Genomic DNA, 23,306 nt, shown 5'->3' with positions numbered 1-23,306 from the left:
CTATTTCAGGACGGGACAATAGTAATAATTAAAACGTCGTCTATGAGCGACGTTTTTTTAATATCATTAAGCTAATAAATTAACGTATTGTTCTGCTTTTTCGGTTAGTTTAGTTTTTACTTGATCATAATTTGAATCAAAAAAACTTCGTAATCTGAACTTTGATTTTTTGGTTTGAATAGTTAGAATTTGATTGCGATTCAAGCGAAAAATGTCTTCTTCTTCGTACAAATAATAAATTGCTCGATATGGAATTTCATCTTTTTTGAAAATTGTTCTGATTTCGAACGTTTCTTCTTTTAACGTAAATAAGGTCAAATTAAACGTTAAATCGTATAAAATAGACATCGATGCAAGTAAAGAAATCATGAAAACGCCAATGCGTAAAAAAGGTTCGTCTATCCAAAAATTTCCTCCAAACCAAAAAGCTTTGACAAACGTGAAGTTAACCATCATTAATAATAGAAAAATGATGACGAGAAGAAGTGTTTGCCAACTAAGTTTAGATTTTACCATCTCTCATTGGATTTGTACTAATTTACAATTTTTTTGAACAGGTTTAGAAAATTTTTCTACAAATAAGAAACCTCAGATAAATCTGAGGTTCATTATATTAAAAAAAATGTTATGTTATAAAATTTCAATACTAAAACTATGATTGAGATAATTGTTATAATCCAAGATTTATGCCAAACTGAATCATTTTACGATTATCAAATGTGTTATCTTTAAAATAATTGTTCAAATCTTTTCTTACAAAAACATCAATCAATCCTAAACCAATTGTTATTTCAGCTCCGTAGATAAAATTATTCACATTATAATTTCCACGTTCTTTGTTGCGAACACCATCTCCTTTGTAAATATTATTCGATGATAACAACGTTCCTCCATACATATACGCTGCGATATAGTGTTTTCCTTGCGGACGATATGCAAAATCTTCGGTAATATTTTTGACTTTCGAAAAGTTGTATTTAAATCCAACCGGAACCATAAAATAGGCCGAACGCAATTTCGATTTATCTAACGATTTATCACTTTTTACCAAGCCAACATTTCCATTTTCATCACGATTAAAGCGCATATCATCGTCGATGCGATACGTTCTCCACGAAAATAATCCTCCTGCCAAAAAGTTAACAGGACTTGTTAACGATAATTGTCTTTCGTACATTAAACCTACTGTAATGTTGCTCGAAAACTTCTCGTGTTTGTTCAATTCCTCATCTTTTTTTCCTGTAAACGCCATGTATCCAAAAGAAGCATAACCATTAATTTGATTCGCAATTCGGTAACGTTTCGTCACATCTTGTTTCGTTTTTGGCGTAATTGGATCTTCGCCGTTCATAATCGAAAATGCAACTTGTTGTTTGATGATATCATCTAAATTGAAATTTACCTCCTGAATACGATCATTTATCGTTCCCGAATACACGCTCGCAATCGCTTCTTTCTTCGCTGTAGCCTCAGAAGCATTCAGTTTTCCTTCTGTTAATTCTTTGTCAACTGCCGCAATTTTCTTTTCCATTGCAGATTTTTCTTCCTGAACAATTTGACGAATCACTAACGTAAATTCGCTGATGCGATCTTTTACAATTGGACTGATTTTTTCGTCGTTTTTATCATTCAAATCAAATGTAAATTTTTGAGCATATAGTGATGTAGCTGATAAGCATAATAATCCTGCTACGATAAGTTTTTTTATCATAATCTTGCTAATTTAGGGATATTAATGTTTTATTTGAAGCCGATAGAAACCACGCGTGATTGGTTTGACTCCTTTAGATTTTCTTTATTTTCGATCGAATACAACAACATATTTGGATCTACAAAATTCTTCTTCTTTTTGTTCACTTTTACAGAATCTAATGTTGTGTTAGCTGCAATATTTTTCTTTGGTTGAGCTTCTGATTTTAACTCTTCTTTCTTCTCTACAATAGCTTCTTTCTTCGTTGGAAAAGCCATTTCAACTTGTTGAGATTCTTCGTTTATTGCCACTTGAACTTTACCATGTTGAATTGGTTTCTTCTCTTCTTGCGTCTGAATTTCAACTTCTTTTTTAGAAGAATCAATCTTTTCATTATTTGCTAAAATCGATTCTGAAGAATGAACTGTATTAGAATCTGATTGAATTTGTTGCGGATTATTTTGTTCCTGATGATTTACAAATTCTTTTGGTTGATCATCTTTCGATTGATTCGTGAATAAATAAATTGATGTAGAAACCGTAAATAACGCCACAACCGCAGCAGACAACCACCATTTAAAATTTGATTTTTGTGGTGATGGAGCGACATCCATACGAGCTTGAATTCTGTCCCACGCATCATGAGAAGGATTCAATTCACGATTTTCTAAATCGTCTTTTATATAGTTTGATATTTTATCGTTGTTTTTCATTTGTCATTTTCTTTTTACTTAGAACAATTTCTTTCAGTTTTGCCTTTGCACGAAACAATTGCGTTTTGCTAGTCGATACCGAAATATTCAGCATTTCTGAAATTTCTTGATGCGAATAATCTTCGAGAATATGAAGATTAAACACCAATCGATAAGGTTCTGAAAGTTGATCTAACATGTCTTGCACATTAAAATTTAACCACGTTTCCTCTACTTCTTCATCTGCTTCATCATAATTAGAAACTCTTACATCATCAACATAAATCAATGTTTTATTTGCACGTAAAAAAGTTAAACATTCGTTGACCATAATTCGACGCATCCATCCCTCGAAACTTCCTTTATTTTGAAATTTCTCGATATGATTAAAGACTTTACAAAAACCATTAATCATACAATCTTCTGCATAATGCATGTCTTCAATGTAGCTTCTACAAACGCTCAACATCTTTTTGGAGCTTTGTTCGTAGAGTTCTTTTTGCGCCAAAGCATCGTTCTTTTTTAGTCGATCGACTAAAATTTCTTCTTTACTTTTTCGATTTAGTACAAATAATTTCACGTGTGTTAATTGCTTTCTTACTTAATAGACTCAAGGTTTGTAAAAAGGTTACAGAAAATTAAACATTTTTTTTGAAATGATTTGATATAGAACGAAAAAAGCTCGCAATGAGCGAGCTTTTTAATCATATTTATCTAAAATAAATTATTTCTGAAACGAATCTTTATTCAATTCGTATAATATTTTAAGACCTTTTATCGTATGTAGACGATCATCAATATCAATTTTATCTGTCAACGATTTGTAAACACCGCCAACTCCACCTGTCGAAATCACATAACATTGTTCTCCTTCTTCGGCATTGATACGATCAATCATTCCTTCGACCATACTCAAAAAACCATAAACCATTCCTGATTGCATACAAGATTCTGTATCTGATCCTAAAACAGTTTTAGGCGCTTTCAGTTCGACTGTTGGTAATTGAGCTGTTTCTCCAACCAACGAATTTAAGGCAGTAATAATTCCAGGGGCAATCACTACTCCACCGACATTTGCCGATTCGTCAATCCCTAAAAAAGTTAGCGCAGTTCCAAAATCAATGACAATTTTTTTACCTTGATAATTTTGATAATGTGCAGCTACCGCATTCGCATATAAATCTGTTCCCATTTGGTTTGACTTATGCTTGATTGCTGATGGTGTATTACGATCCACAACCATTGGTTTGAACTTGTGAATCTTTTGTAAAGCAATCTTAACGCTTGCTGTAAGTGGTGGCACAACCGAACCAATCACAATATCTGTAATATCGTCTTTCTCAATTCCGAAAGGCTCGTACATATTTGAGAATTTTGCAAAAAATTCGTATTCGGTACGATAAGGTTTTGAATTGATCGTCCATGTAATAATCTCCGTTTCACTTTTGAAAACCGCGAAACGAAGATTAGTATTTCCAATATTTACTGCTAATAACATTATTTTGTAAATACGTTATTTTTATCATTTACATCTGCCAAACGTTTTGTTGGATCGATGGTAACTTGTTTAACTTCTTTTGAAACTTTAACGTCATATGTTGGTTTTGTCCAGAACCAATCTTCTAAAATCGTTCTTTTAGCACCTTGATATTCCACTAAATTTTCTGCTGGTTTTTCTCCACGCATTTCACGTAAAGGAATGTAAAATAATTCTTTCGAACCATCTGTATATTCAACCAATAAATCTATCGGCATTGCAAAATCTGATTTATTTGCAATTGTGATTGTATTTCCGTTTACAGCTTCTACAGCGTAATCAATTTTGCGTGTTGTATTGATAAATAAGTTGAAGTACCATTTAAGATTAATTCCAGAAACTTCTTCTGCCACACGTTTGAAATCGTTACCAGAAGGATGTTTGAATTTCCATTGTTTATAGAATTCTAAAAATGTTTTGTTCAAATTATCATTCCCAATAATATAACCCAATTGAATTGCTAAAACTTGACCTTTGTAGTAAGCTTCCAAAGAATATGCATAGTTGGTGTTGTAATAATCTGCCAATAAACTTGCAGGTTCTTCTTTTCCTGAAAGTGCTAAACTAATATATCCTTTGTAAGCATCTGGATTTGGATTAGAAGGCATTACTTTTAATTTATCTACCACATTAAGGTGTGCCATTTGCTCTACATATGATGTAAAACCTTCGTCGAACCATTCGTTGTACGTTTCATTGATTCCAAACAATTGTTGGTACCAAGAGTGCGCTGCTTCGTGGAAAATTGTACCGATTAAACTATTTAAATTACTTCCTCCAGCAATTAAAGTTGCAGTACCATATTCCATACCACCGTCACCACCTTGAATAATTGAATACGTTTTCCAAGGATATTCACCAAAATGTTCAGAATTATAATCGAAGAAACCTAACGCATAAGGCATCGCTTGTCTCCACGCAGAAGATTTATCATTGTCTTGATAAACTAAATAAACATCTACGCCATGTTTAGATTTTTCGTGCTCCACAATAAACTCTTTATCTGCAGCCCAAACAAAATCGTGAATATTTTCAGCTTTGAAATTCCAAGCTACTTTACCATTTTTTGCTTTGATTGTAGGATTTTTTACATAACCTTTTACATTATTTGGATTTTGTAATTCTCCTGATGCTCCCACAACATAATCTTTATCGATGTTAATTGTGACATCAAAATTACCAAAAGGAGCAAAAAATTCGCGACCAACATATTCATCTAAATGCCAACCTTCTGGATCGAATTCTGCCATTTTTGGATACCATTGCGCCATAGAAAATTCTACACCATCTTTCGAATTACGTCCAGAACGACGAATTTGTTCAGGAACTTGCGCATTCCAAACCATATCGAAAGTAGAAGTTTGTCCTTCTGCAATTGGTTTTGCTAACGTAACTTCTAAGATTGTTCCATCAACTTTATACGAAACGGCTTTACCGTCTTGCTTAAGAGAAGTCACTTTTTGGTAACCAATTTGATCTGGTTTTAATTCAGAAATACGGCTAACATATTTAGGATTTTCTTTTGTTCCAACATTCGTTGCCATTCTTTTATCAGGATCTGGAATGTTTTGCAAACGATTATCCATCATACTTCCTGGTTGAAAAGCATTAAAATACAAATGAAAATAAACTTTATTCAGGCTTTGTCCCGAATTGTTCGTGTATTTCAATTGCATTTTTCCATCGTATTGATATGCTTTTTCTTTCATATCAACATCAATCTTATAATCTACCTTTTGTTGCCAATATCCTTTGCGTTGCGCAAAAGCAAATTGTACCAAACAAAGGCAAATTAGTAAAGTAAATTTTCTCATTTCTAACTAATCATTAAACTTTAATCTCTCAAAAATACGAAAAAGCTTGAAATGGTTACTGATAATAAAAATATTATGAGCTACATTTAAAACATCTAACTTATAATATATTTTAAATGAATAAAATTTATCTTGAATCAAAATCATTTACTTACCCAGATGAAATCGAAAGAAAGCAATATTCAGAAAAGTATAAAAAATTCGAAACCATAGAAGTTGAGTATATACATACTTTAATTTCTATGCACAACTATAAGTTAACATTTGAAGAAGCTCAAAATTTAGAAGATATTAATTGGTGGTATAATTGTTTTATTAATAGATTAAATAAACTATCTCAGAGTCATTTATATCTAATTACTCATTATAACAGAAGTAGAAAAAATGAAAATTTATTCACTGATAAATATCTTTTTGAATATTATAATGAAATTTTCTATTACTATTATTATTCTGTAAGAGATATTATTGCTCAACTTATTAACGAAATAGAAGATTTAAAAATAAAGGAAAATGATATCTATATTAATAAATTGATTCCTAAAATTAAAGATAAAAATCTTAGAAAAGATTTTTCAAATTTTTGTACAAAAACTAATGAATCATATAAAGTTATCAGGAATGCTTTTAATCATAGGTTTTCACCAGATATAAATGATAATAGGTCTAAAATAACTGATTTAAAAAAAGATAATGTGTACGAATTTAGTTTTCCTAAATCTAATAAAATATCAAATAAAGAGTTTTATGAGGATACAGAACTTTTAATGAATGAATTACATAAACTAATTACAACATTGAATAGACAAATTCAAAAAAGATATTCCTTTATGAAATAATTTGTTAATTAAATATACTAAAAAAAGCTCGTGTCAAGTACTTGACACGAGCTTTTAAATAATAAATAATAAAAAACTATATAATAATCATTCTACAATTACCACATTGGCGTTTGCAAAAATGAAGATAATATTCCTGGAAAAATTCCCATCACAATTAAGATAACCATTCCGATGATTAAAAGGAAATTTGTTAATCCGTCTTGTGTTTTTAATTTGTTTTTCCCTTTTTTGAAATACATATAATTGATGATTTTGAAGTAATAATACATACTCAAAACTGCCATTACCAATGCAATTACTATCAAAAATAGGTTTTTATCGTTTGTTCCTCCAATACTCAATGCCATAAATTTAGCGAAGAAACCTCCTGTTAATGGAATACCTGCTAACGAAATCAAAGAAATTGTCATCGCTGCTGCTAAAACTGGATTTGCTTTCCCTAAACCAATGAAACTTTCAAATTTTGGATTTTTTAATTGATCAATCGTATAAAAAATAATGAAATTCGCAACCGAATAAGCGATCGTATAGAACATCAAAGCCTCTTTAGAAGCTGAATTGATGTTGAACAAAACAAATAACATGAAACCTGCTTGCGCGATTGATGAATAAGCCATCAAACGTTTGACAGATTTTTGAGAAACTGCTCCGAAGTTTCCGATAAATAACGTCAAAATGATGATTGACGCAAATAATAAACGGTAATATTCGGCATATTCTACATTTGTTGGGAATGATTTTAAGACTAAAATAAATCCTAAAAACGATCCTCCTTTGATGATTGTCGACATAAACGATGTAAACACAGTTGGTGTTCCGTCGTAAACGTCTGGTGTCCATGCGTGGAAAGGAGCTGCAGAAACTTTGAAACAAAATGCAAAGATGATAAGACACCATCCTGCGTAATAAATTGTTTCGAAATCTTTGTTATAGTTCACCAATTGATCAACCATAAAAGTTCCTGTTGCGCCATACAAAAATGTTACACCCAACATCAAAATTCCTGTTGAGAAAGCTCCCATCAAGAAATATTTTACAGAAGCTTCTGTACTTCTAAGACTTTCTTTGTTTGTTCCTGCAATAATGTACATTGGAATTGACATTAATTCGATTCCTAAGAACATAATTACCAAGTTGTGGAATTGTGCTAGAACTGCGATTCCAACGAAAGAGAAGAAAATTAAGGCATAATATTCCGCCACATGTTTTCCTACTTTTCCAAACGAATCTTTGTTCAACAATAAGTAAAAAATTGCCAATCCCGCCAATGCGATAAAGAACGAAACGCCGTAAAGCGACTGTCCAATCATGTTATCGAATTTTCCTGCGAACATTGAGCAACCTTTCAAATCGAAAATTCCTCCTACAATCATTCCGAAAAACAGAACAACAGAAAGTATATTTAAGGCACGATTATTTTTGATGTAGAATCCACTAAACATCAAAATAATACCTGAAAGTGCTGATAAAATAATCGTATTCATATCTATTTATTCAAAAATGATTAATGTGCTAATAAATTAAAAATTGGTGTTGGATAAACTCCTAAAATAATCACGATGATTGCGATTACTGATAAAACTGCAATTGGTCCAAAACCTCCTTTTTGAGCAGCTTTTTGTTTAATGTTTTTAACTTCACCAAACAATAATGCGCTTGATAATCTCAACGTATAAACGGCAGATAAAATAACACCTAAACAAGCCACAACACATAAAACTGGATTGTGTGTAAACAATGCTGAAAGCATCATAAACTCTCCGATGAATGAACTTGTCAATGGTAATGCTACGTTTGCTAAACCGAATATCATGAATAAGATAGATAATGTTGGATCAACTTTCGCTAAACCACCAATCGATTTAATATCTGTCAAATCATATTTTCTTTCCATAATATCTACACATAACCATAATCCTAAAACAACTAAACCATGTGAAAACATTTGAAAATAAGCTCCTGTTACACCATTTGCTAATTCTGAAAATATAGAAACAAAAATTAAAGCCAAGTGAGCAATCGAGCTATATGCAATAATTTTCTTTACATTTTTTGCACTCAATGCGATTAACGAAGCGTAAACTAATCCGAAAATTGCGATGTACGTAATGTATTTGAACAATTCTGAAATCGTTGGGAACATCCCCAAATACCAAGTAACCACTGCAAATAATCCCATTTTCGCCATCAAAGCTGAAAGTACAACTGTTAATGGAGTTGGAGATGTTTTGTAGATGGTTGGTTGCCATGTGTGAAATGGAAAGATTGGAATTTTAATCACAAAAGCGATTAAGAATAACAATGCCAACGCTGTGTTTGTTGAATAATGCGGTCCTGTAACTTGTACAACATCTGTTAATAAAAACGATGCTGGTTGTAAGAAAAATCCGATGTAAATAATTCCTCCTAACATAAACATCGATCCTAAAATCGTGTATAAGAAGAATGTCATATTTGCGCGAATTTTGTCTTTTCCAATTCCGAATAATCCGATTAAGAAATAAACTGGAATTAAAACAACTTCCCAGAAAAAATAGAATAAAATTAAATCTTCTGCTAAGAAAACTCCGTTTAATCCTGCTAAAGTGATTAGCAATAATCCGTAGAATGTATTGCTATATTTTTGTTTTGTTGTTGATAAATAAACAAAAAGAGCTAAGTAAGTAAGGTTAGTTAATAAAATCATTAATCCTCCCAAACCTTGAGCATTTAACGCGAAATAAGTTTTAACGCTGTTGAAATTGAACCATTGTGTTTGAAACGTTAACTCGTTGTTTCCACCTTTGCAAGTGATAAACAAGTACAACGCCAACAATGCTCCACCAACGAATGCTCCTAACCATCTTTGTGGTTTTTGACCTTGCATTAATAGCATAAAAATTCCTACTATTAATGGTAAAATGATAAATAAAGATAAAAGCATTACTAACCTATTTTGAAATTAAATACCCCATAAAAAAGATTGCGATACCTGCCACGATTCCTACAACCATTAGCATAATATAGAATCCTACATTTCCGTTTTGTAGCTGACGTACATTTTTTGATGCGCGACCAGAAACAGTTCCAACTCCTAAAACAAAAGCTGCAATTCCTGCTTTTTCTACATATTTTTTCAAGACATCACCTAATTCGAACAATGGTTTTACAATTGCATTGTCGTATAATTCGTCGATGTACCATTTGTCTTCAAAGAATTTTGCAATTCCAGTTGCTTCACCATCTACATGATTTGTGTATTTCTTGATGGCATAATAAATTGCACCAAGCACACAAAGTAATAAAGCTCCCATCATCATCCATTCTGTTGCGTGAGAAACGTGATGAGCTTCTCCGATTGATACAACTCCACTTAAGAAAGTTTGAAGTTTATGTCCGTCTTGCATAAACAACGCTGGAATTCCTACATAACCAGCAAAAACAGAAAGAACTGCTAAGATGATTAATGGAATTGTCATTGCTGCTAGACTTTCGTGCGGATGAGCATCTTTATCTCTTAAATCTCCTAAGAAAGTCATTGCATATAAACGGAACATATAGAATGCTGTCATCACAGAAACAATAAACCCGATTCCGTAAACAACTGGATTAGAAACAAACATTCCTAATAACATTTCGTCTTTCGAGAAGAAACCTGATAAACCTGGAATACCAGCGATTGCCAAACATCCAATCAAGAAAGTGATATGTGTGATTTTCATGTATTTACTCAAACCTCCCATTTTGCGCATATCTTGCTCGTGGTGCATTCCGTGAATTACAGAACCTGCCCCTAAGAATAATAATGCTTTGAAAAATGCATGCGTCATTACGTGGAAAACTGCTGCGATATACGCTCCAGATCCAATTGCTGCGAACATTAATCCTAATTGAGAAACTGTAGAATAAGCCAATACTTTTTTGATATCGTTTTGACGCATTGCAATCGTTGCAGTAACAAAAGCTGTTGCAATTCCTACGTACTGAATAACTTGTAATGTGATTGGTGCTGCCGAAAATAATTCGTTGCAACGTGTAATCATAAAGATACCTGCCGTTACCATTGTTGCAGCGTGAATAAGTGCTGAAACTGGCGTTGGTCCTGCCATCGCGTCTGGTAACCATGTGAATAATGGTAATTGAGCCGATTTACCTGTTGCCGCTAAGAATAACAATAATGTAATTCCTGTCAATACAAAACCTGTAAATGCAGATGGATCAATTACTAATTGGCTGAATACTTTTACATATTCTAACGTTCCAAATTCTTTGAAAATCCAAAACATCGCCAATAAGAATCCAACATCTCCGATTCGGTTCATGATGAAAGCTTTCTTTGCTGCTTTGATATATTCTGGATTTGTAAACCAAAAACCAATTAATAAGAATGAACATAATCCTACTCCTTCCCATCCAATAAACATCATCACAAAGTTGTTTCCCATCACAAGAATCAACATAAAGAAGATGAATAAATTTAGGTAAGAAAAGAATTTTGCAAATCCTTTGTCTTCGCTCATGTAAGCCGAGCTGTACACGTGAATTAAAAATCCAACTCCTGTAATAATTAACAAGAACAAACTCGTTAATGCATCAATTTGAAATGCAAACGGAACTTGTAAAGTTGGAATATTGATAATATCAAATGCCTTAAAAATTAATGGTTGTGCATCTGCTCCTGATGGAACTGACATAAAAACCATAATTGATAAAATGAAACTTGCCAAAACTGCTCCACTTCCGATGAAAGTAACTAAGCTTTTTGAAAGTACATTTCGTCCTAAACCGTTAATCAAAAATCCTATGAATGGAATCAAAGGAATTAACCATATATACTGCTCCATTCTTAACCTTTTAAACGATTTAACACATTAATATCTACCGAGTATACTTTGCGGAACAATAAAATTATTACTGATAATCCTACAGCAACCTCAGCCGCGGCTACAACCATAATAAAGAATACTAAAAGTTGTGCATCTGTTCCTTTTTCTAATGCTGGATTTGCGTGATAGTGCATTTTTGAGAACGCTACTAACAACAAATTCACAGAATTTAACATCAATTCTATACACATAAAAATGACAATTGCGTTACGACGTAACATAACACCTGCCATTCCTATTCCGAATAGGATTAATGATAAAGTAATATAATAACTGATTGGTAACATCTTTTACTTTTTATATTTAATCCAATAATTCTTCGTCCTTTTTCGATAACATCACCGCTCCAATCATTGCAGAAATAAACAAAATACTGCTCAACTCGAATGGTAAAACATATTCTGAATATAACAATGATCCTAAGTTGTGAATCAATCCTAAATCACCTGTTCCCATTTCTACAGCTGTGTTTGCAGAAGCTTGATTTTGTGAGAAAATACCAATTGTCAAGGCAACAAATAACAAAGAGATTAAACTCGCTGCTAATATTTTTGCTGGTCGACCAAATGATTTCTTTTCACTATTCAAGTTCATCAACATCACCACGAATAAGAACAATACCATAATTGCTCCGGCATAGACAATGACATTTACAATTGCCAAAAACTGTGCGTTTAGCAATACATAATGTCCGCTGATGCAGAAGAATGTTACGATTAAATATAAAATGGAATGTACAGGATTTTTACTGAACACCATTAGTAGCGCACTTAACACCGTTAAGCTCGACAAAACATAGAATAAAATGATAGGTAATTCCATTAATTTGTAGCTTTTTTCGGGATTAATAAATCTTCTTTCGAATAGATAAAGTTTTGACGTTTGAAACTTGCTGGTGGAACTGTTTGCGATAAATAAACAGCATCTTTTGGACAAGCTTCTTCACAGAATCCACAGAAAATACAACGTAACATGTTAATTTCATATTTCGCTGCATATTTTTCTTCGCGGTAAAGATTTTCTTCACCAGGAAGTCTTTCTGCTGCTTCCATTGTAATCGCTTCTGCTGGACAAGCCAAAGCACAAAGTCCACAAGCCGTACAATTTTCGCGATCTTCTTCATCTCTATTCAAAACGTGTAATCCTCTAAATACAGGACTAAACGGTCTTTGTTTTTCTGGATAACTAATTGTTGCTTTCTTCGAAAAGAAGTGCTTCAATGTAATCATCAACCCTTTTGCGATAGAAATCAAATAGATACTTTCCCAAAAAGTAAGGGGTTTACGTTCTACTTGTTTTACTCTATTTGTAATTGGTTTCATACTTTTAATGATTTTGATGATTCTACTTGTTTAATAATAAAATCACTAAGCCTGTAATTAACATATTGATTAATGCTAAAGGCAATAATTTTTTCCAACCTAAATCCATTAATTGGTCATATCTGAAACGAGGAATTGTCCAACGCACCCACATATAGAAGAAGATGAAGAAACAAGCTTTACCGAATAATGAAAGGAAATTAAGAATTGCCGTTCCATTCACTCCGATAGAGTTTACTAATGTTGCATCGTCTACAAATGGGATATCGTATCCACCAAAATAGATGGTAGAAATTACCACAGAACTGATAAACATGTTGATGTATTCTGCAAATAAGAAGAATCCCATCTTCATCGAAGAATATTCTGAGTGATAACCTCCAATTAATTCATTTTCTGCTTCTGGTAAATCGAACGGAGTACGGTTAGTTTCTGCAAACGAACACACCAAGAAAATGATAAATCCTAATGGTTGTAATAAGATAAACCATGCATGTTCTTGTTGATAATGTACAATATCACTCAATTTTAGAGAACCTGTCATCATCAAAATGGTGATTAACACGATTCCCATTGGTAATTCGTACGAAATAATCTGCGAAGCTGCACGCAAACCTCCCATTAAAGAGTATTTGTTGTTCGATGCCCAAGCACCAATCATAATTCCATAAACACCTAAACTTAATACACCTAAAATGTATAAAAACCCGATGTTAACATCTGCAATTTGAGGAATAACTACACGATCTCCAATCTCGAAAGCTGTCGACCATGGAATAACTGCACCTGTCATACAAGCTACAATCATTGCCAAAGATGGACCTAAGATGAATAAAAATTTATTCGAATCTTTTGGTGTAATTTCCTCTTTCGAGAATAATTTTAAACCATCGGCAAGTGGTTGTAATAAACCAAAAATACCTGCACGGTTTGGTCCGATACGATCTTGTAAGAATGCTGCAACTTTACGTTCAGCCCAAGTAGAGTACATGGCAACAACTAATGCAAAACCAATCATTACGCCTACTAAAGCTAACTTTTCTAATGCATCAGCAATAAATTCTTCTGTCATTTTGTTAATTTTATTTTCGAATGATTAATCTTTAAAATCTTTACTTGTTGCTGGTCCATCAATTTTAGATAAATCACGATTTGGTTCATTTACTTCTGAAACCGAATGAATATCTAATAAAATTTTTGGATCGCGTTTGATAACTTTCGGAAGTGTTTCTTTTGGCTCCACTTTGTTCTCAAAGTAATGACCTTGACGAACAACAGAATCTTTAGAAATTTCTGAAGGTTTTTCTAACGTCCAATCGTTGATATCTTTTTTATCAAAACGACATGTGTTACAAATCCAATCTTTTACTTCGTTAAATTCATCTTTGCGAGCTGTTACACGGAAAACTTCATTTCCACGGAACCACACTTGTGCTTTACCAGAACAAGTCGGACAATCGCGATGAGCATCAACTGGTTTCAAGAACCAAACACGATTTTTGAAACGGAACGTTTTATCTGTTAATGCACCAACTGGACAAACATCAATAATATTTCCGATGAATTCGTTATCTAAACTTTTGTTGATATGAGTTGAAATTTCAGCGTGATCTCCACGATTCATTACACCATGCTCACGACAACCTGTGATCTGATCTGCAGTTTTTACACAACGATAACACAAAATGCATCGGTTCATGTTCAACTGAATATTTGGACCTAAATCTTCTTTTGGGAATGTACGACGAACAAATTCGTAACGCGTTGCTTCTGCTCCGTGCTCGTAACTTAAATCTTGTAACTTACATTCTCCTGCCTGATCACACACTGGACAATCTAAAGGGTGATTGATTAATAATAATTCAACAATCCCTTTACGTGCCTCAACTGTACGCTCAGAAGTTTTATTGCCTACAACCATTCCGTCCATAACTGTTGTACGACAAGACGGAACCAATTTAGGCATTGGACGAGGATCTGATTCACTACCTTTTGATACTTCTACCAAACATGTTCTACAGTTTCCTCCTGTGTTTTCTAATTTACCGTAGTAACACATCGCTGGAGGTGCTACTTCTTTACCAATCATACGAGCGGCTTGAAGGATCGTTGTTCCCGCAGGTACTTCAATCGTTTCGTTATCGATGGTAATTTTAAATAATGGTGTTTCTTCTGCCATCTTCGTATTAATTTGCGGTTTCTTTAATTTCGATTGGATCAGCGTAATGCGCTAAACCAAAATTACGCGTCAAACATTCTTCCGGATTATTAATATGCCATTCAAACTCATCACGGAAGTGACGAATTGCCGCTGCAACTGGCCAAGCCGCTGCATCTCCTAATGGACAAATTGTATTTCCTTCGATTTTACGTTGAACATCCCATAACAATTCGATATCAGACATTTTTCCTTTTCCTTCATCGATTCGTTTCAAGATTTTTTCCATCCAACCTGTTCCTTCGCGACAAGGTGAACATTGCCCACATGATTCGTGACGATAGAAACGAGCTAATGTATACGTGTGATAAACAACATCTTGATCTTCATCTAAAACAATAAATCCTCCAGAACCCATCATGGTTCCTGTTTGGAATCCTCCTTCTGATAAACTTTCATAATTCATGTAACGAGGTTTACCTTCAGCTGTTTTTAACAATAAGTTTGCTGGAACAATTGGTACAGAACTTCCTCCAGGAATACATGCTTTAAGTCGTTTTCCGTTTGGAATACCACCACAATATTCGTCTGAATAGATAAATTCTTCAACCGTGATTGTCATATCAATTTCATAAACACCTGGTTTATTAATATTTCCGCAAGCTGAAATTAATTTAGTTCCTGTAGAACGACCAACTCCAATTTTAGAATATGCTTCTCCTCCAATCTCAATAATTGGAACAATTGCAGCGATTGTTTCCACATTATTTACAACCGTTGGTCTTCCCCATAAACCTTTAACAGCTGGGAAAGGTGGTTTTAGACGTGGATTTCCACGTTTACCTTCTAACGATTCTAACAATGCCGTTTCCTCACCACAGATATAAGCTCCACCTCCACGTTGAACATAAATTTCGCAATCGAAACCTGTTCCTTGGATGTTTTTACCTAACCAACCTGCAGCTTTTGCTTCATCGATTGCTTCTTCTAAAATTTCTGCAACCCACGCATATTCTCCACGGATATAAATAAATGATGTATTAGAACCTAAACAGAATGATGAAATCAAAACTCCTTCAATTAATAAATGAGGAATATATTCCATCAAGAAACGATCTTTGAACGTTCCTGGTTCAGATTCGTCCGCGTTTACCACTAAGTGTCTTGGAACACCTTCTGGCTTTGCCAAAAAGCTCCATTTCATTCCAGTTGGGAAACCTGCACCACCACGACCTCTTAAACCAGAAGTTTTTACTTCTTCTAAGATTTCATCAGTTGTCATTTTAAATGCTTTTTCAGCATTTGCATAACCACCGTTTTCGCGGTAAGCTTGATACTGACGAATTCCTGGAACATCAATATTTTTTAACAGTAATTTTTGTCCCATTATGCTAATTTTTTCAATTCCTCGATTAATTCGTCTACTTTCTCGATCGTTAAATTCTCACGATACGTTTTTCCTAACTGTAGCATTGGCGCGTAACCACATGCTCCTAAACATTCGGCTGGTTTTAATGTAAATAAACCATCTGCCGAAGTTCCACCAGCTTCAATATTTAATTTTGTTTTGATGTGTTCAATAATTTTGTCTGAACCTCTTAACATACAAGGTCCTGTTTGACAAACTTCTAACACAAATTTCCCTACAGGATTTAAGTTAAACATCGAATAAAATGAAGCTACTTCGTAAACTTCTACTGGTAAAATTTCTAATACTTCTGCAACATAATCTAAATGAGGAGTGTCTAACCAACCACCAAACTCAGCTTGTGCGACATGAAGTAAAGGAATCAATGCACTTTGTTTTTTATCCGATGGATAACGTGCAATGATTTTATCTACTTTTTGTTGTGTTTCTTCTGAAAATTGAATTGCCATTTTTAATAATTTTTATTAAGCATCTAATTCTCCAGCAATCAAATTCAAACTACTCATTGTGATAATGGCATCTGAAATCATTGATCCTTCAATCAATTCTGGATAAGCTTGATAATAAATGAAACAAGGTCTACGGAAATGTAAACGGTATGGCGAACGTCCACCATCAGAAACGAAATAATAACCCAACTCACCATTTGCAGCTTCGATTGAATTATAAATTTCTCCTTTTGGCATATCTACCTCTCCCATAATAATTTTGAAGTGATAGATTAACGCTTCCATTTTTGTGTAAACATCTTTCTTTAGTGGTAAATAAAAGTCTGGAGCATCAGCATGATACTGCGTTGCTTCTTCTCCTTCTAATGCATCAATTTTTGCAATTGCTTGTTTAATGATACTTAAACTTTGCCACATTTCTTGACCACGAACTAAGAATCTATCGTAACAATCTCCCGTTGTACCAACTGGAATATCGAATTCGAATTCTTCGTAACGAGAATATGGTTTCGCTACACGAACATCATAATCTACACCAGCCGCACGTAAATTTGGTCCTGTGAAACCATAATTTAAAGCACGCTCAGCCGAAATTCCTCCAACTCCTTGTGTACGATCCATAAAAATTCGGTTACGTAAAAATAAGTTTTCAAACTCTGTTAAGACATCTGGAAACTCTCTCACGAAACGATGGATTTTTGTCCAAGCAACTTCAGAAAAATCACGTTCGAAACCACCGATACGACCAATATTTGTTGTTAAACGAGAACCACAAATTTCTTCGTAAATCTCATAAATCAACTCGCGATATTTCATCATATAAAGGAATCCTGTAAATGCTCCTGTATCAACACCCATAATCGAATTACATACGATATGATCTGCCATACGAGCTAATTCCATAATGATAACACGCAAATAAGAAACACGTTTTGGAACTTCAATTCCAACGAATTTCTCAACTGTCATGTGCCAACCTAAGTTATTCAACGGCGCCGAACAATAGTTCAATCGGTCTGTTAAAGGTGTAATTTGGTACAAAGGTTTGCGTTCAGCAATTTTCTCAAAAGCACGGTGAATATACCCAACTGTAGGAACCGCAGATTTGATGATTTCACCATCAATCTCTAAAATATTTTGAAACACCCCATGTGTTGCAGGATGCGTAGGTCCTAAGTTTAAGGTAATTGTGCTTTTTTCTAACGAACCATCTGGAAGATCAAGATGCTTTAATTTTTTAGTTTTCTCTTTTCCCATGGTTAATTTGCTTTTACATTAAAACCTCCATAATTGAAATCACCACCTCGACCAAACATATCGTCGTCTTTGTCTTTACGTGTTTGATCCTCTAATGGGAACTCTTTGCGTAACGGATGATAATCCATTTCTGGAACATTCATGACACGAATTAAATTTGGATGTCCTACAAAATCAACTCCATAGAAATCGTACGCCTCGCGCTCTAACCAGTTAGCTGTTTCGAATAATTTAGTTGCTGTAAAAATCGAAGGTTTTTCGATTGGTAAAGCAAATTTTAATCGAACCTCAACTCCTTCATATAGATTATAAACTAAATAGGTTACAACCAATTCTTCTCCAACATTATTAGGATAATGAATAGCAGTTAAATCCTTCAAAAATTTGAAAGATAATTGCTCATCATCATATAAATATTGTAAAATCTTTAGATTGAAATCTTTGTTAGCGTATAAAGTCAATACACCGAAATGCTCTTCGTATCCGTATATATTTTCTTGAAACTTCTGAACCAAACGGTCTTTTATAAATGAATTGTCCATTATTTCAACTTATTTAATTCCATAACTTGCTAAAAGTTGTTGATATTCTTCGCTACTTCTGCGACGAACACTTTCGCTCTCTACCAACTCCTGAATACGCATTACACCATCGATAATTGCTTCTGGACGAGGCGGACAACCTGGCACATATACGTCTACTGGAATTACTTCATCAATTCCTTGTAAGACCGAATATGTATCAAAAATTCCTCCCGAACTTGCACAAGCACCAACAGCAATCACCCAACGAGGTTCTGCCATTTGGATGTAAACTTGCTTCAGAACTGGCGCCATTTTTTTAGAAATTGTACCCATTACCATCAACAAATCGCACTGACGAGGCGTAAAAGCCAAACGTTCAGATCCAAAACGTGCCAAATCGTATGTCGAACCCATAGTCGCCATAAACTCAATTCCGCAACAACTTGTCGCAAATGGTAAAGGCCAAATAGAGTTTTTACGCGCTAATCCAACTACTTTTGATAGTTGCATCGCCATAAAACCTTCACCTTCAAAACCTCCTGGAGACTCTACTATCTTCACATTGGTATTGTGTGTTACTGGTCTTTTATTATGAATCATTATACTATTATTTTAGAATTTTAATCGCTCTATTTTTCCCAATTAAGAGCTCCTTTTTTGCGTACATACAAGTACATCACAAAGAATAATCCAACGAATGTTACAACTGCTGCAAAACCTTCCCAACCTAATTCTTTAAAATTCGCTGCATATGGGTAAAAAAAGATTACCTCTACATCGAATAACACGAATAAAATGGCTACTAAGAAGTACTTAATTGCAAATGGCTGTCTTGCATTTCCAACTTTCTCAATCCCAGACTCGAAATTCTCTAATTTTTCGTCTGTCTTTCTCGATGGCCCAAGAAAATGTGTCGCAACGATAGTACCCGCTACAAACGCAAAAGCAACCACAAAAAGAATGAGAATAGGAATATAACTTGATGCTGTTTCCATAACTATTTTTCCAACTAATATTTTATCGATAAAAATAATAATAAAATATCATATTATTTATGTAAATTAGTTTTCAGTAAGTTATAGTTCTCTATGTGATAAATTATATATTATTTATCTATATCGGAAGTTTGATGATTGAATAAAAAAAGGAGAACTAACAACTTGGTCAATTCTCCCTATGTATTTTATTAGATTACTAATTAAAACTTAAAAAAGTTAATGAATTAATAAATTTTGTAGACCTTGTAGTGATTCATGCACAGTTTTAATATGTTCAAATCGTACTAACAATGTTGGGTACTCTTCTCCTTTTTTGGATGATTTTTCCTTAAAACTGATGTTTTTAGGGTTATTTTTAACGTAATTTAAAATTAATCTAAATTCATCTGACTGATAAAATTCGCTTTGTGGTTTATTAATAAAATAAGCCAATAAAACACCATTTTTCATCACCAAACGTTCGAAACCTAATTTTTTACTGATCCATTTCAGTTGAATTGATTCCAATAAATTTTCGGCTTCAATTGGTAATTTTCCAAAGCGGTCAATCAAATTATTTTTAAACGTTTGTAATTCTGTTTCAGTTTCGACATCAGCTAATTCTTTGTACAGCAATAAACGCTCTTCCGAACTTTCAATGTATTCGTCTGGGAACATAATTTGTAAATCCGAATCAATTTGCACATCCGATACATACGATTTTACTTCTTCCGATTTTTGATCTTCAAACAAATCTTTGAAATCCGTTTCTTTCAATTCTTCAATCGCTTCATTCAAGATTTTTTGATACGTTTCGAATCCAATATCCATCATAAATCCTGTTTGTTCAGCACCTAAAAGATTTCCCGCTCCACGAATTTCTAAATCTTTCATGGCAATATTAAATCCAGAACCTAAATCAGAAAACTGCTCAATCGCCTGCAAACGTTTACGCGCTTCGTCCGTTAAAACCGAAAGCGGCGGCGCAACCAAATAACAGAACGCCTTGCGGTTACTACGACCAACACGTCCACGCATTTGATGCAAATCTGCCAAACCAAAATTCTGCGCATCATTAATTAAAATTGTATTCGCATTAGGAACATCCAAACCGGATTCGATAATCGTTGTTGACACAAAAACATCATATCGACCATCAATAAAATCGAGTAAAACAGCTTCTAATTCTTTTCCATCCATCTGTCCATGACCAATCGCCACGCGCGCATCAGGAACTAATCGTTGCACCATTCCTGCAATATCTTTCAAGGATTGCACACGATTGTGAATGATATAAACTTGTCCGCCACGCTGCATTTCGTACATAATCGCATCACGAAAAATCTCTTCATTGAAACCAACCAATTGCGTATCGACAGGCTGTCTATTTGGCGGAGGCGTTTTGATGACCGATAAATCTCGCGCAGCCATTAAAGAGAATTGAAGTGTACGCGGAATTGGCGTTGCAGTCAACGTTAATGTATCAATATTTTCGCGAAGCGTTTTCAATTTATCTTTTACACCAACACCAAATTTATGCTCTTCATCCACAATTAATAAGCCTAAATCTTTGTACTCAATTTTTGGATTAACCAATTGATGCGTCCCAATCACAATATCAACTTGACCAGATTTTAAACCATCTAAAACGGCCTTTTTCTTTGCTCCTGTTACAAATCGATTGAGATAAGCAACTTTCACAGGCAAATCTCGTAAACGCTCTGAAAATGTTTTGAAATGTTGAAAAGCCAAAATCGTTGTTGGAACCAAAACAGCAACTTGCTTTCCATCTACTGCAGCTTTCATCGCCGCACGAATCGCGACTTCCGTTTTCCCGAAACCTACATCACCACAAACCAGGCGATCCATCGGGCGTTCAGATTCCATATCAGCTTTCACATCTTGCGTCGCTTTGTACTGATCGGGCGTATCTTCATAAATAAAAGAAGCTTCCAACTCATTTTGTAAATATGTATCAGGCGAATACGCAAAACCTTTTCTAGCACGACGTTTCGCATATAATTTAATCAAATCGAAGGCAATTTCTTTTACTTTCGCTTTGGTTTTATTCTTTAAATTTTTCCAAGCTGGCGAACCAAGTTTCGAGATTTTTGGCTCAGCGCCATCTTTTCCTCTAAACTTCGCAATTTTATGCAACGAATGAATATTAACGTACAGAATATCATTATTTTGATAAATCAATTTGATTGATTCTTGCGTTACGCCATTATTATTCAATCGTACCAAACCTGCAAATTTTCCGATCCCATAATCTATATGCGTCACAAAATCTCCAACTTGCAACGAATTGATTTCCTTTAGCGTAATCGCTTCTTTTTTGGAAAATGAATTTCGAAGATTGAATTTATGATATCGACCAAAAATCTGGTGATCTGTATAACACGTTAATTTGATTTCTTCGTCAATAAAACCTTGATAAATAGATCCCAAAACGGGAATATATGAAACTTCTTTTCCGATATCATCAAAAATTTCTTCGAAACGTTTGATTTGATTTTCATTGGAACAAATCAGTGCATTTTTGAAACCTTCGGCTTTATGCTCATTCAAATCATCAATTAATAACTCGAATTGCTTATTAAAACTTGGTTGAGGTTTGAATGGTGATTCTATTTCTTCAACTGTTTCAAAATAAGATTTCATGGAACATTCAATAACTCCATAAGATGAAATTTGTTGAAGAAATGCATTCTCATTCAAAAATAAATGATTCGGTTCTGCTTGTTTAATTTCTCCTTTCAATTCTGAAAAAGCAACTTCCGCTTGTTCAAAATTCTTGGTGATTTGTTTCGCTAAAACAGAAATATTTTTCGCGATAACTAAACTATCTTTCGAAATATATTCTAAGAAACTTTCTCGTTTTTCGTTAATCGATTTACTCTCAAGATTTGGAATAATCGTAATTTCTTTTGTCGTTGCAATGGACAATTGATTCTCGATATCAAACGTTCTGATGGTTTCCACCTCATCACCAAACAACGAAATTCGATAAGGATGCTCATTCGAAAACGAAAAAACATCTATAATTCCACCACGAATCGAGAATTCTCCCGGTTCAGAAACAAAATCAACACGATGAAAATTATAAGAAGATAAAACCTCCGTTAAGAAATCAATTCCTAAATCATTTCCAACCTTCACTTTAAGTGTATTCGTAGAAAGCGCTTTTTTTGTCACTACTTTTTCAGACAAGGCTTCCGCATATGTCACCACAATTTTTGGGCGTTTCGAATGCGATAATACATTTAAAACCTCTGTTCTAATAACAACATTTGCATTATTTACTTCCTCAATTTCGTAAGGACGCTTATAAGAAGACGGAAAAAATAGAATTTGTTCTTTATCAAACAAAGTTTCCAAATCATTTAACACATAAGCCGCTTCTTCTTTATCATCAAAAATTAGAATCGTAGGACGCGCAACACGATCATATAAATGACCAGTTATAATGCTCAATCCTGAACCTAAAAAACCTTTGATATTGACTTTATGCTGTGGATTATTTTTAAAATTGACAATAAGCTTCTGTACGAAATCTGAAGAATCGTATAAGCTAAAAACGTTGTGAATAGTTTTCTGTTCCAAAGTTTTGCAAATATAAAATTTTATAAACTTATTTTTAAACAATCTTTAAAAAAAGCAATGTTAAAATGCGAATTTTCAATTAATGAAAATTTTTCGGAAAATTTATAAAAAAAGTTGAGCTAAGTTAAAAAAATTAATCCTAGC

Annotated in this window: 22 protein-coding genes; 1 reads left to right on the top strand and 21 read right to left on the bottom strand. The window is 33.7% G+C overall.

The features are described 5' to 3' along the window. Nucleotides 1–66: 66 nt before the first annotated feature. The 6 genes from B4E59_RS00600 to B4E59_RS00575 form a co-directional block, all read right to left on the bottom strand. Nucleotides 67–516, bottom strand: a complete 450-nt coding sequence (locus B4E59_RS00600) for a hypothetical protein (RefSeq protein ID WP_147280029.1) — start codon at nt 514–516, stop codon at nt 67–69. A gap of 154 nt (nt 517–670) precedes the next feature. Then, on the bottom strand, nt 671–1,711 hold the full coding sequence (locus B4E59_RS00595) for a PorT family protein (protein WP_291050650.1): 1,041 nt from the start codon (nt 1,709–1,711) through the stop codon (nt 671–673). Between the two features lie 29 nt (nt 1,712–1,740). Further along, nucleotides 1,741–2,403: a hypothetical protein gene (locus tag B4E59_RS00590; RefSeq protein WP_291050646.1), complete on the bottom strand. Its 663-nt coding sequence runs from the start codon at nt 2,401–2,403 to the stop codon at nt 1,741–1,743. After that, the gene (locus B4E59_RS00585) at nt 2,387–2,962 is read right to left on the bottom strand and encodes an RNA polymerase sigma factor (protein ID WP_286486871.1); all 576 of its coding nucleotides are present in this window, start codon (nt 2,960–2,962) and stop codon (nt 2,387–2,389) included. The genes B4E59_RS00590 and B4E59_RS00585 overlap by 17 nt, the downstream gene beginning before the upstream one ends. 144 nt (nt 2,963–3,106) lie before the next feature. After that, on the bottom strand, nt 3,107–3,880 hold the full coding sequence (locus tag B4E59_RS00580; RefSeq protein WP_286477316.1) for a type III pantothenate kinase: 774 nt from the start codon (nt 3,878–3,880) through the stop codon (nt 3,107–3,109). After that, nucleotides 3,880–5,733: a M1 family metallopeptidase gene (locus tag B4E59_RS00575; RefSeq protein WP_038333332.1), complete on the bottom strand. Its 1,854-nt coding sequence runs from the start codon at nt 5,731–5,733 to the stop codon at nt 3,880–3,882. Before B4E59_RS00575 ends, B4E59_RS00580 begins: the two co-directional genes overlap by 1 nt. 116 nt (nt 5,734–5,849) lie before the next feature. Here B4E59_RS00575 and B4E59_RS00570 point away from each other — a divergent pair, with 116 nt between their 5' ends. Beyond that, nucleotides 5,850–6,572 carry a Cthe_2314 family HEPN domain-containing protein gene (locus B4E59_RS00570; protein WP_291050633.1) on the top strand — a complete coding sequence of 241 codons (723 nt, stop codon included), beginning with the start codon at nt 5,850–5,852 and terminating at the stop codon, nt 6,570–6,572. A gap of 98 nt (nt 6,573–6,670) precedes the next feature. Here B4E59_RS00570 and B4E59_RS00565 read toward each other — a convergent pair whose 3' ends face one another. From B4E59_RS00565 to mfd, 15 genes are all read right to left on the bottom strand, one after another. Then, nucleotides 6,671–8,059 carry an NADH-quinone oxidoreductase subunit N gene (locus B4E59_RS00565; RefSeq protein ID WP_291050630.1) on the bottom strand — a complete coding sequence of 463 codons (1,389 nt, stop codon included), beginning with the start codon at nt 8,057–8,059 and terminating at the stop codon, nt 6,671–6,673. A 20-nt stretch (nt 8,060–8,079) separates the two neighbouring features. Then, complete coding sequence (locus tag B4E59_RS00560; protein ID WP_291050627.1) at nt 8,080–9,498, bottom strand: complex I subunit 4 family protein; 1,419 nt, start codon at nt 9,496–9,498, stop codon at nt 8,080–8,082. Between the two features lie 7 nt (nt 9,499–9,505). After that, nucleotides 9,506–11,398 carry an NADH-quinone oxidoreductase subunit L gene (nuoL, locus tag B4E59_RS00555; RefSeq protein WP_291050624.1) on the bottom strand — a complete coding sequence of 631 codons (1,893 nt, stop codon included), beginning with the start codon at nt 11,396–11,398 and terminating at the stop codon, nt 9,506–9,508. Between the two features lie 2 nt (nt 11,399–11,400). Then, entirely contained in the window at nt 11,401–11,727 is a 327-nt protein-coding gene (gene nuoK / locus B4E59_RS00550; RefSeq protein ID WP_219034517.1) for an NADH-quinone oxidoreductase subunit NuoK, read from the bottom strand. Nucleotides 11,728–11,743: 16 nt separating this feature from the next. After that, entirely contained in the window at nt 11,744–12,262 is a 519-nt protein-coding gene (locus tag B4E59_RS00545; RefSeq protein ID WP_038333350.1) for an NADH-quinone oxidoreductase subunit J family protein, read from the bottom strand. Further along, nucleotides 12,262–12,762, bottom strand: coding sequence for an NADH-quinone oxidoreductase subunit NuoI (gene nuoI / locus B4E59_RS00540; RefSeq protein ID WP_038333352.1), 501 nt, complete (start codon nt 12,760–12,762; stop codon nt 12,262–12,264). Before nuoI ends, B4E59_RS00545 begins: the two co-directional genes overlap by 1 nt. Before the next feature lie 22 nt (nt 12,763–12,784). Then, nucleotides 12,785–13,834, bottom strand: coding sequence for an NADH-quinone oxidoreductase subunit NuoH (gene nuoH / locus B4E59_RS00535; RefSeq protein WP_291050617.1), 1,050 nt, complete (start codon nt 13,832–13,834; stop codon nt 12,785–12,787). A 24-nt stretch (nt 13,835–13,858) separates the two neighbouring features. Next, on the bottom strand, nt 13,859–14,941 hold the full coding sequence (locus B4E59_RS00530) for an NADH-quinone oxidoreductase subunit G (RefSeq protein WP_291050614.1): 1,083 nt from the start codon (nt 14,939–14,941) through the stop codon (nt 13,859–13,861). A 7-nt stretch (nt 14,942–14,948) separates the two neighbouring features. Beyond that, nucleotides 14,949–16,307, bottom strand: a complete 1,359-nt coding sequence (gene nuoF / locus B4E59_RS00525) for an NADH-quinone oxidoreductase subunit NuoF (RefSeq protein WP_221854711.1) — start codon at nt 16,305–16,307, stop codon at nt 14,949–14,951. Further along, nucleotides 16,307–16,798 (bottom strand): NADH-quinone oxidoreductase subunit NuoE family protein, encoded by a 492-nt coding sequence (locus B4E59_RS00520; RefSeq protein ID WP_115002287.1) that lies wholly within the window; start codon nt 16,796–16,798, stop codon nt 16,307–16,309. Before B4E59_RS00520 ends, nuoF begins: the two co-directional genes overlap by 1 nt. Nucleotides 16,799–16,813: 15 nt before the next feature. Continuing rightward, on the bottom strand, nt 16,814–18,055 hold the full coding sequence (locus B4E59_RS00515; protein ID WP_038333370.1) for an NADH-quinone oxidoreductase subunit D: 1,242 nt from the start codon (nt 18,053–18,055) through the stop codon (nt 16,814–16,816). 2 nt (nt 18,056–18,057) lie between these two features. Beyond that, nucleotides 18,058–18,597, bottom strand: a complete 540-nt coding sequence (locus B4E59_RS00510) for an NADH-quinone oxidoreductase subunit C (RefSeq protein WP_038333373.1) — start codon at nt 18,595–18,597, stop codon at nt 18,058–18,060. Nucleotides 18,598–18,606: 9 nt separating this feature from the next. After that, on the bottom strand, nt 18,607–19,179 hold the full coding sequence (locus tag B4E59_RS00505; protein WP_038333376.1) for an NADH-quinone oxidoreductase subunit B: 573 nt from the start codon (nt 19,177–19,179) through the stop codon (nt 18,607–18,609). Between the two features lie 29 nt (nt 19,180–19,208). Next, nucleotides 19,209–19,574 (bottom strand): NADH-quinone oxidoreductase subunit A, encoded by a 366-nt coding sequence (locus B4E59_RS00500; protein WP_291050611.1) that lies wholly within the window; start codon nt 19,572–19,574, stop codon nt 19,209–19,211. 219 nt (nt 19,575–19,793) lie between these two features. Beyond that, the gene (mfd, locus tag B4E59_RS00495) at nt 19,794–23,162 is read right to left on the bottom strand and encodes a transcription-repair coupling factor (protein WP_291050608.1); all 3,369 of its coding nucleotides are present in this window, start codon (nt 23,160–23,162) and stop codon (nt 19,794–19,796) included. Nucleotides 23,163–23,306 lie beyond the last annotated feature (144 nt).

Origin of the sequence: Empedobacter sp. UBA2044, from assembly GCF_002333005.1 — a bacterium.
Lineage (GTDB): Bacteria > Bacteroidota > Bacteroidia > Flavobacteriales > Weeksellaceae > Empedobacter > Empedobacter falsenii_B.
The sequence above is the reverse complement of the archived record's forward strand: the minus strand, read 5'-3'. Positions and strand labels throughout refer to the sequence as shown.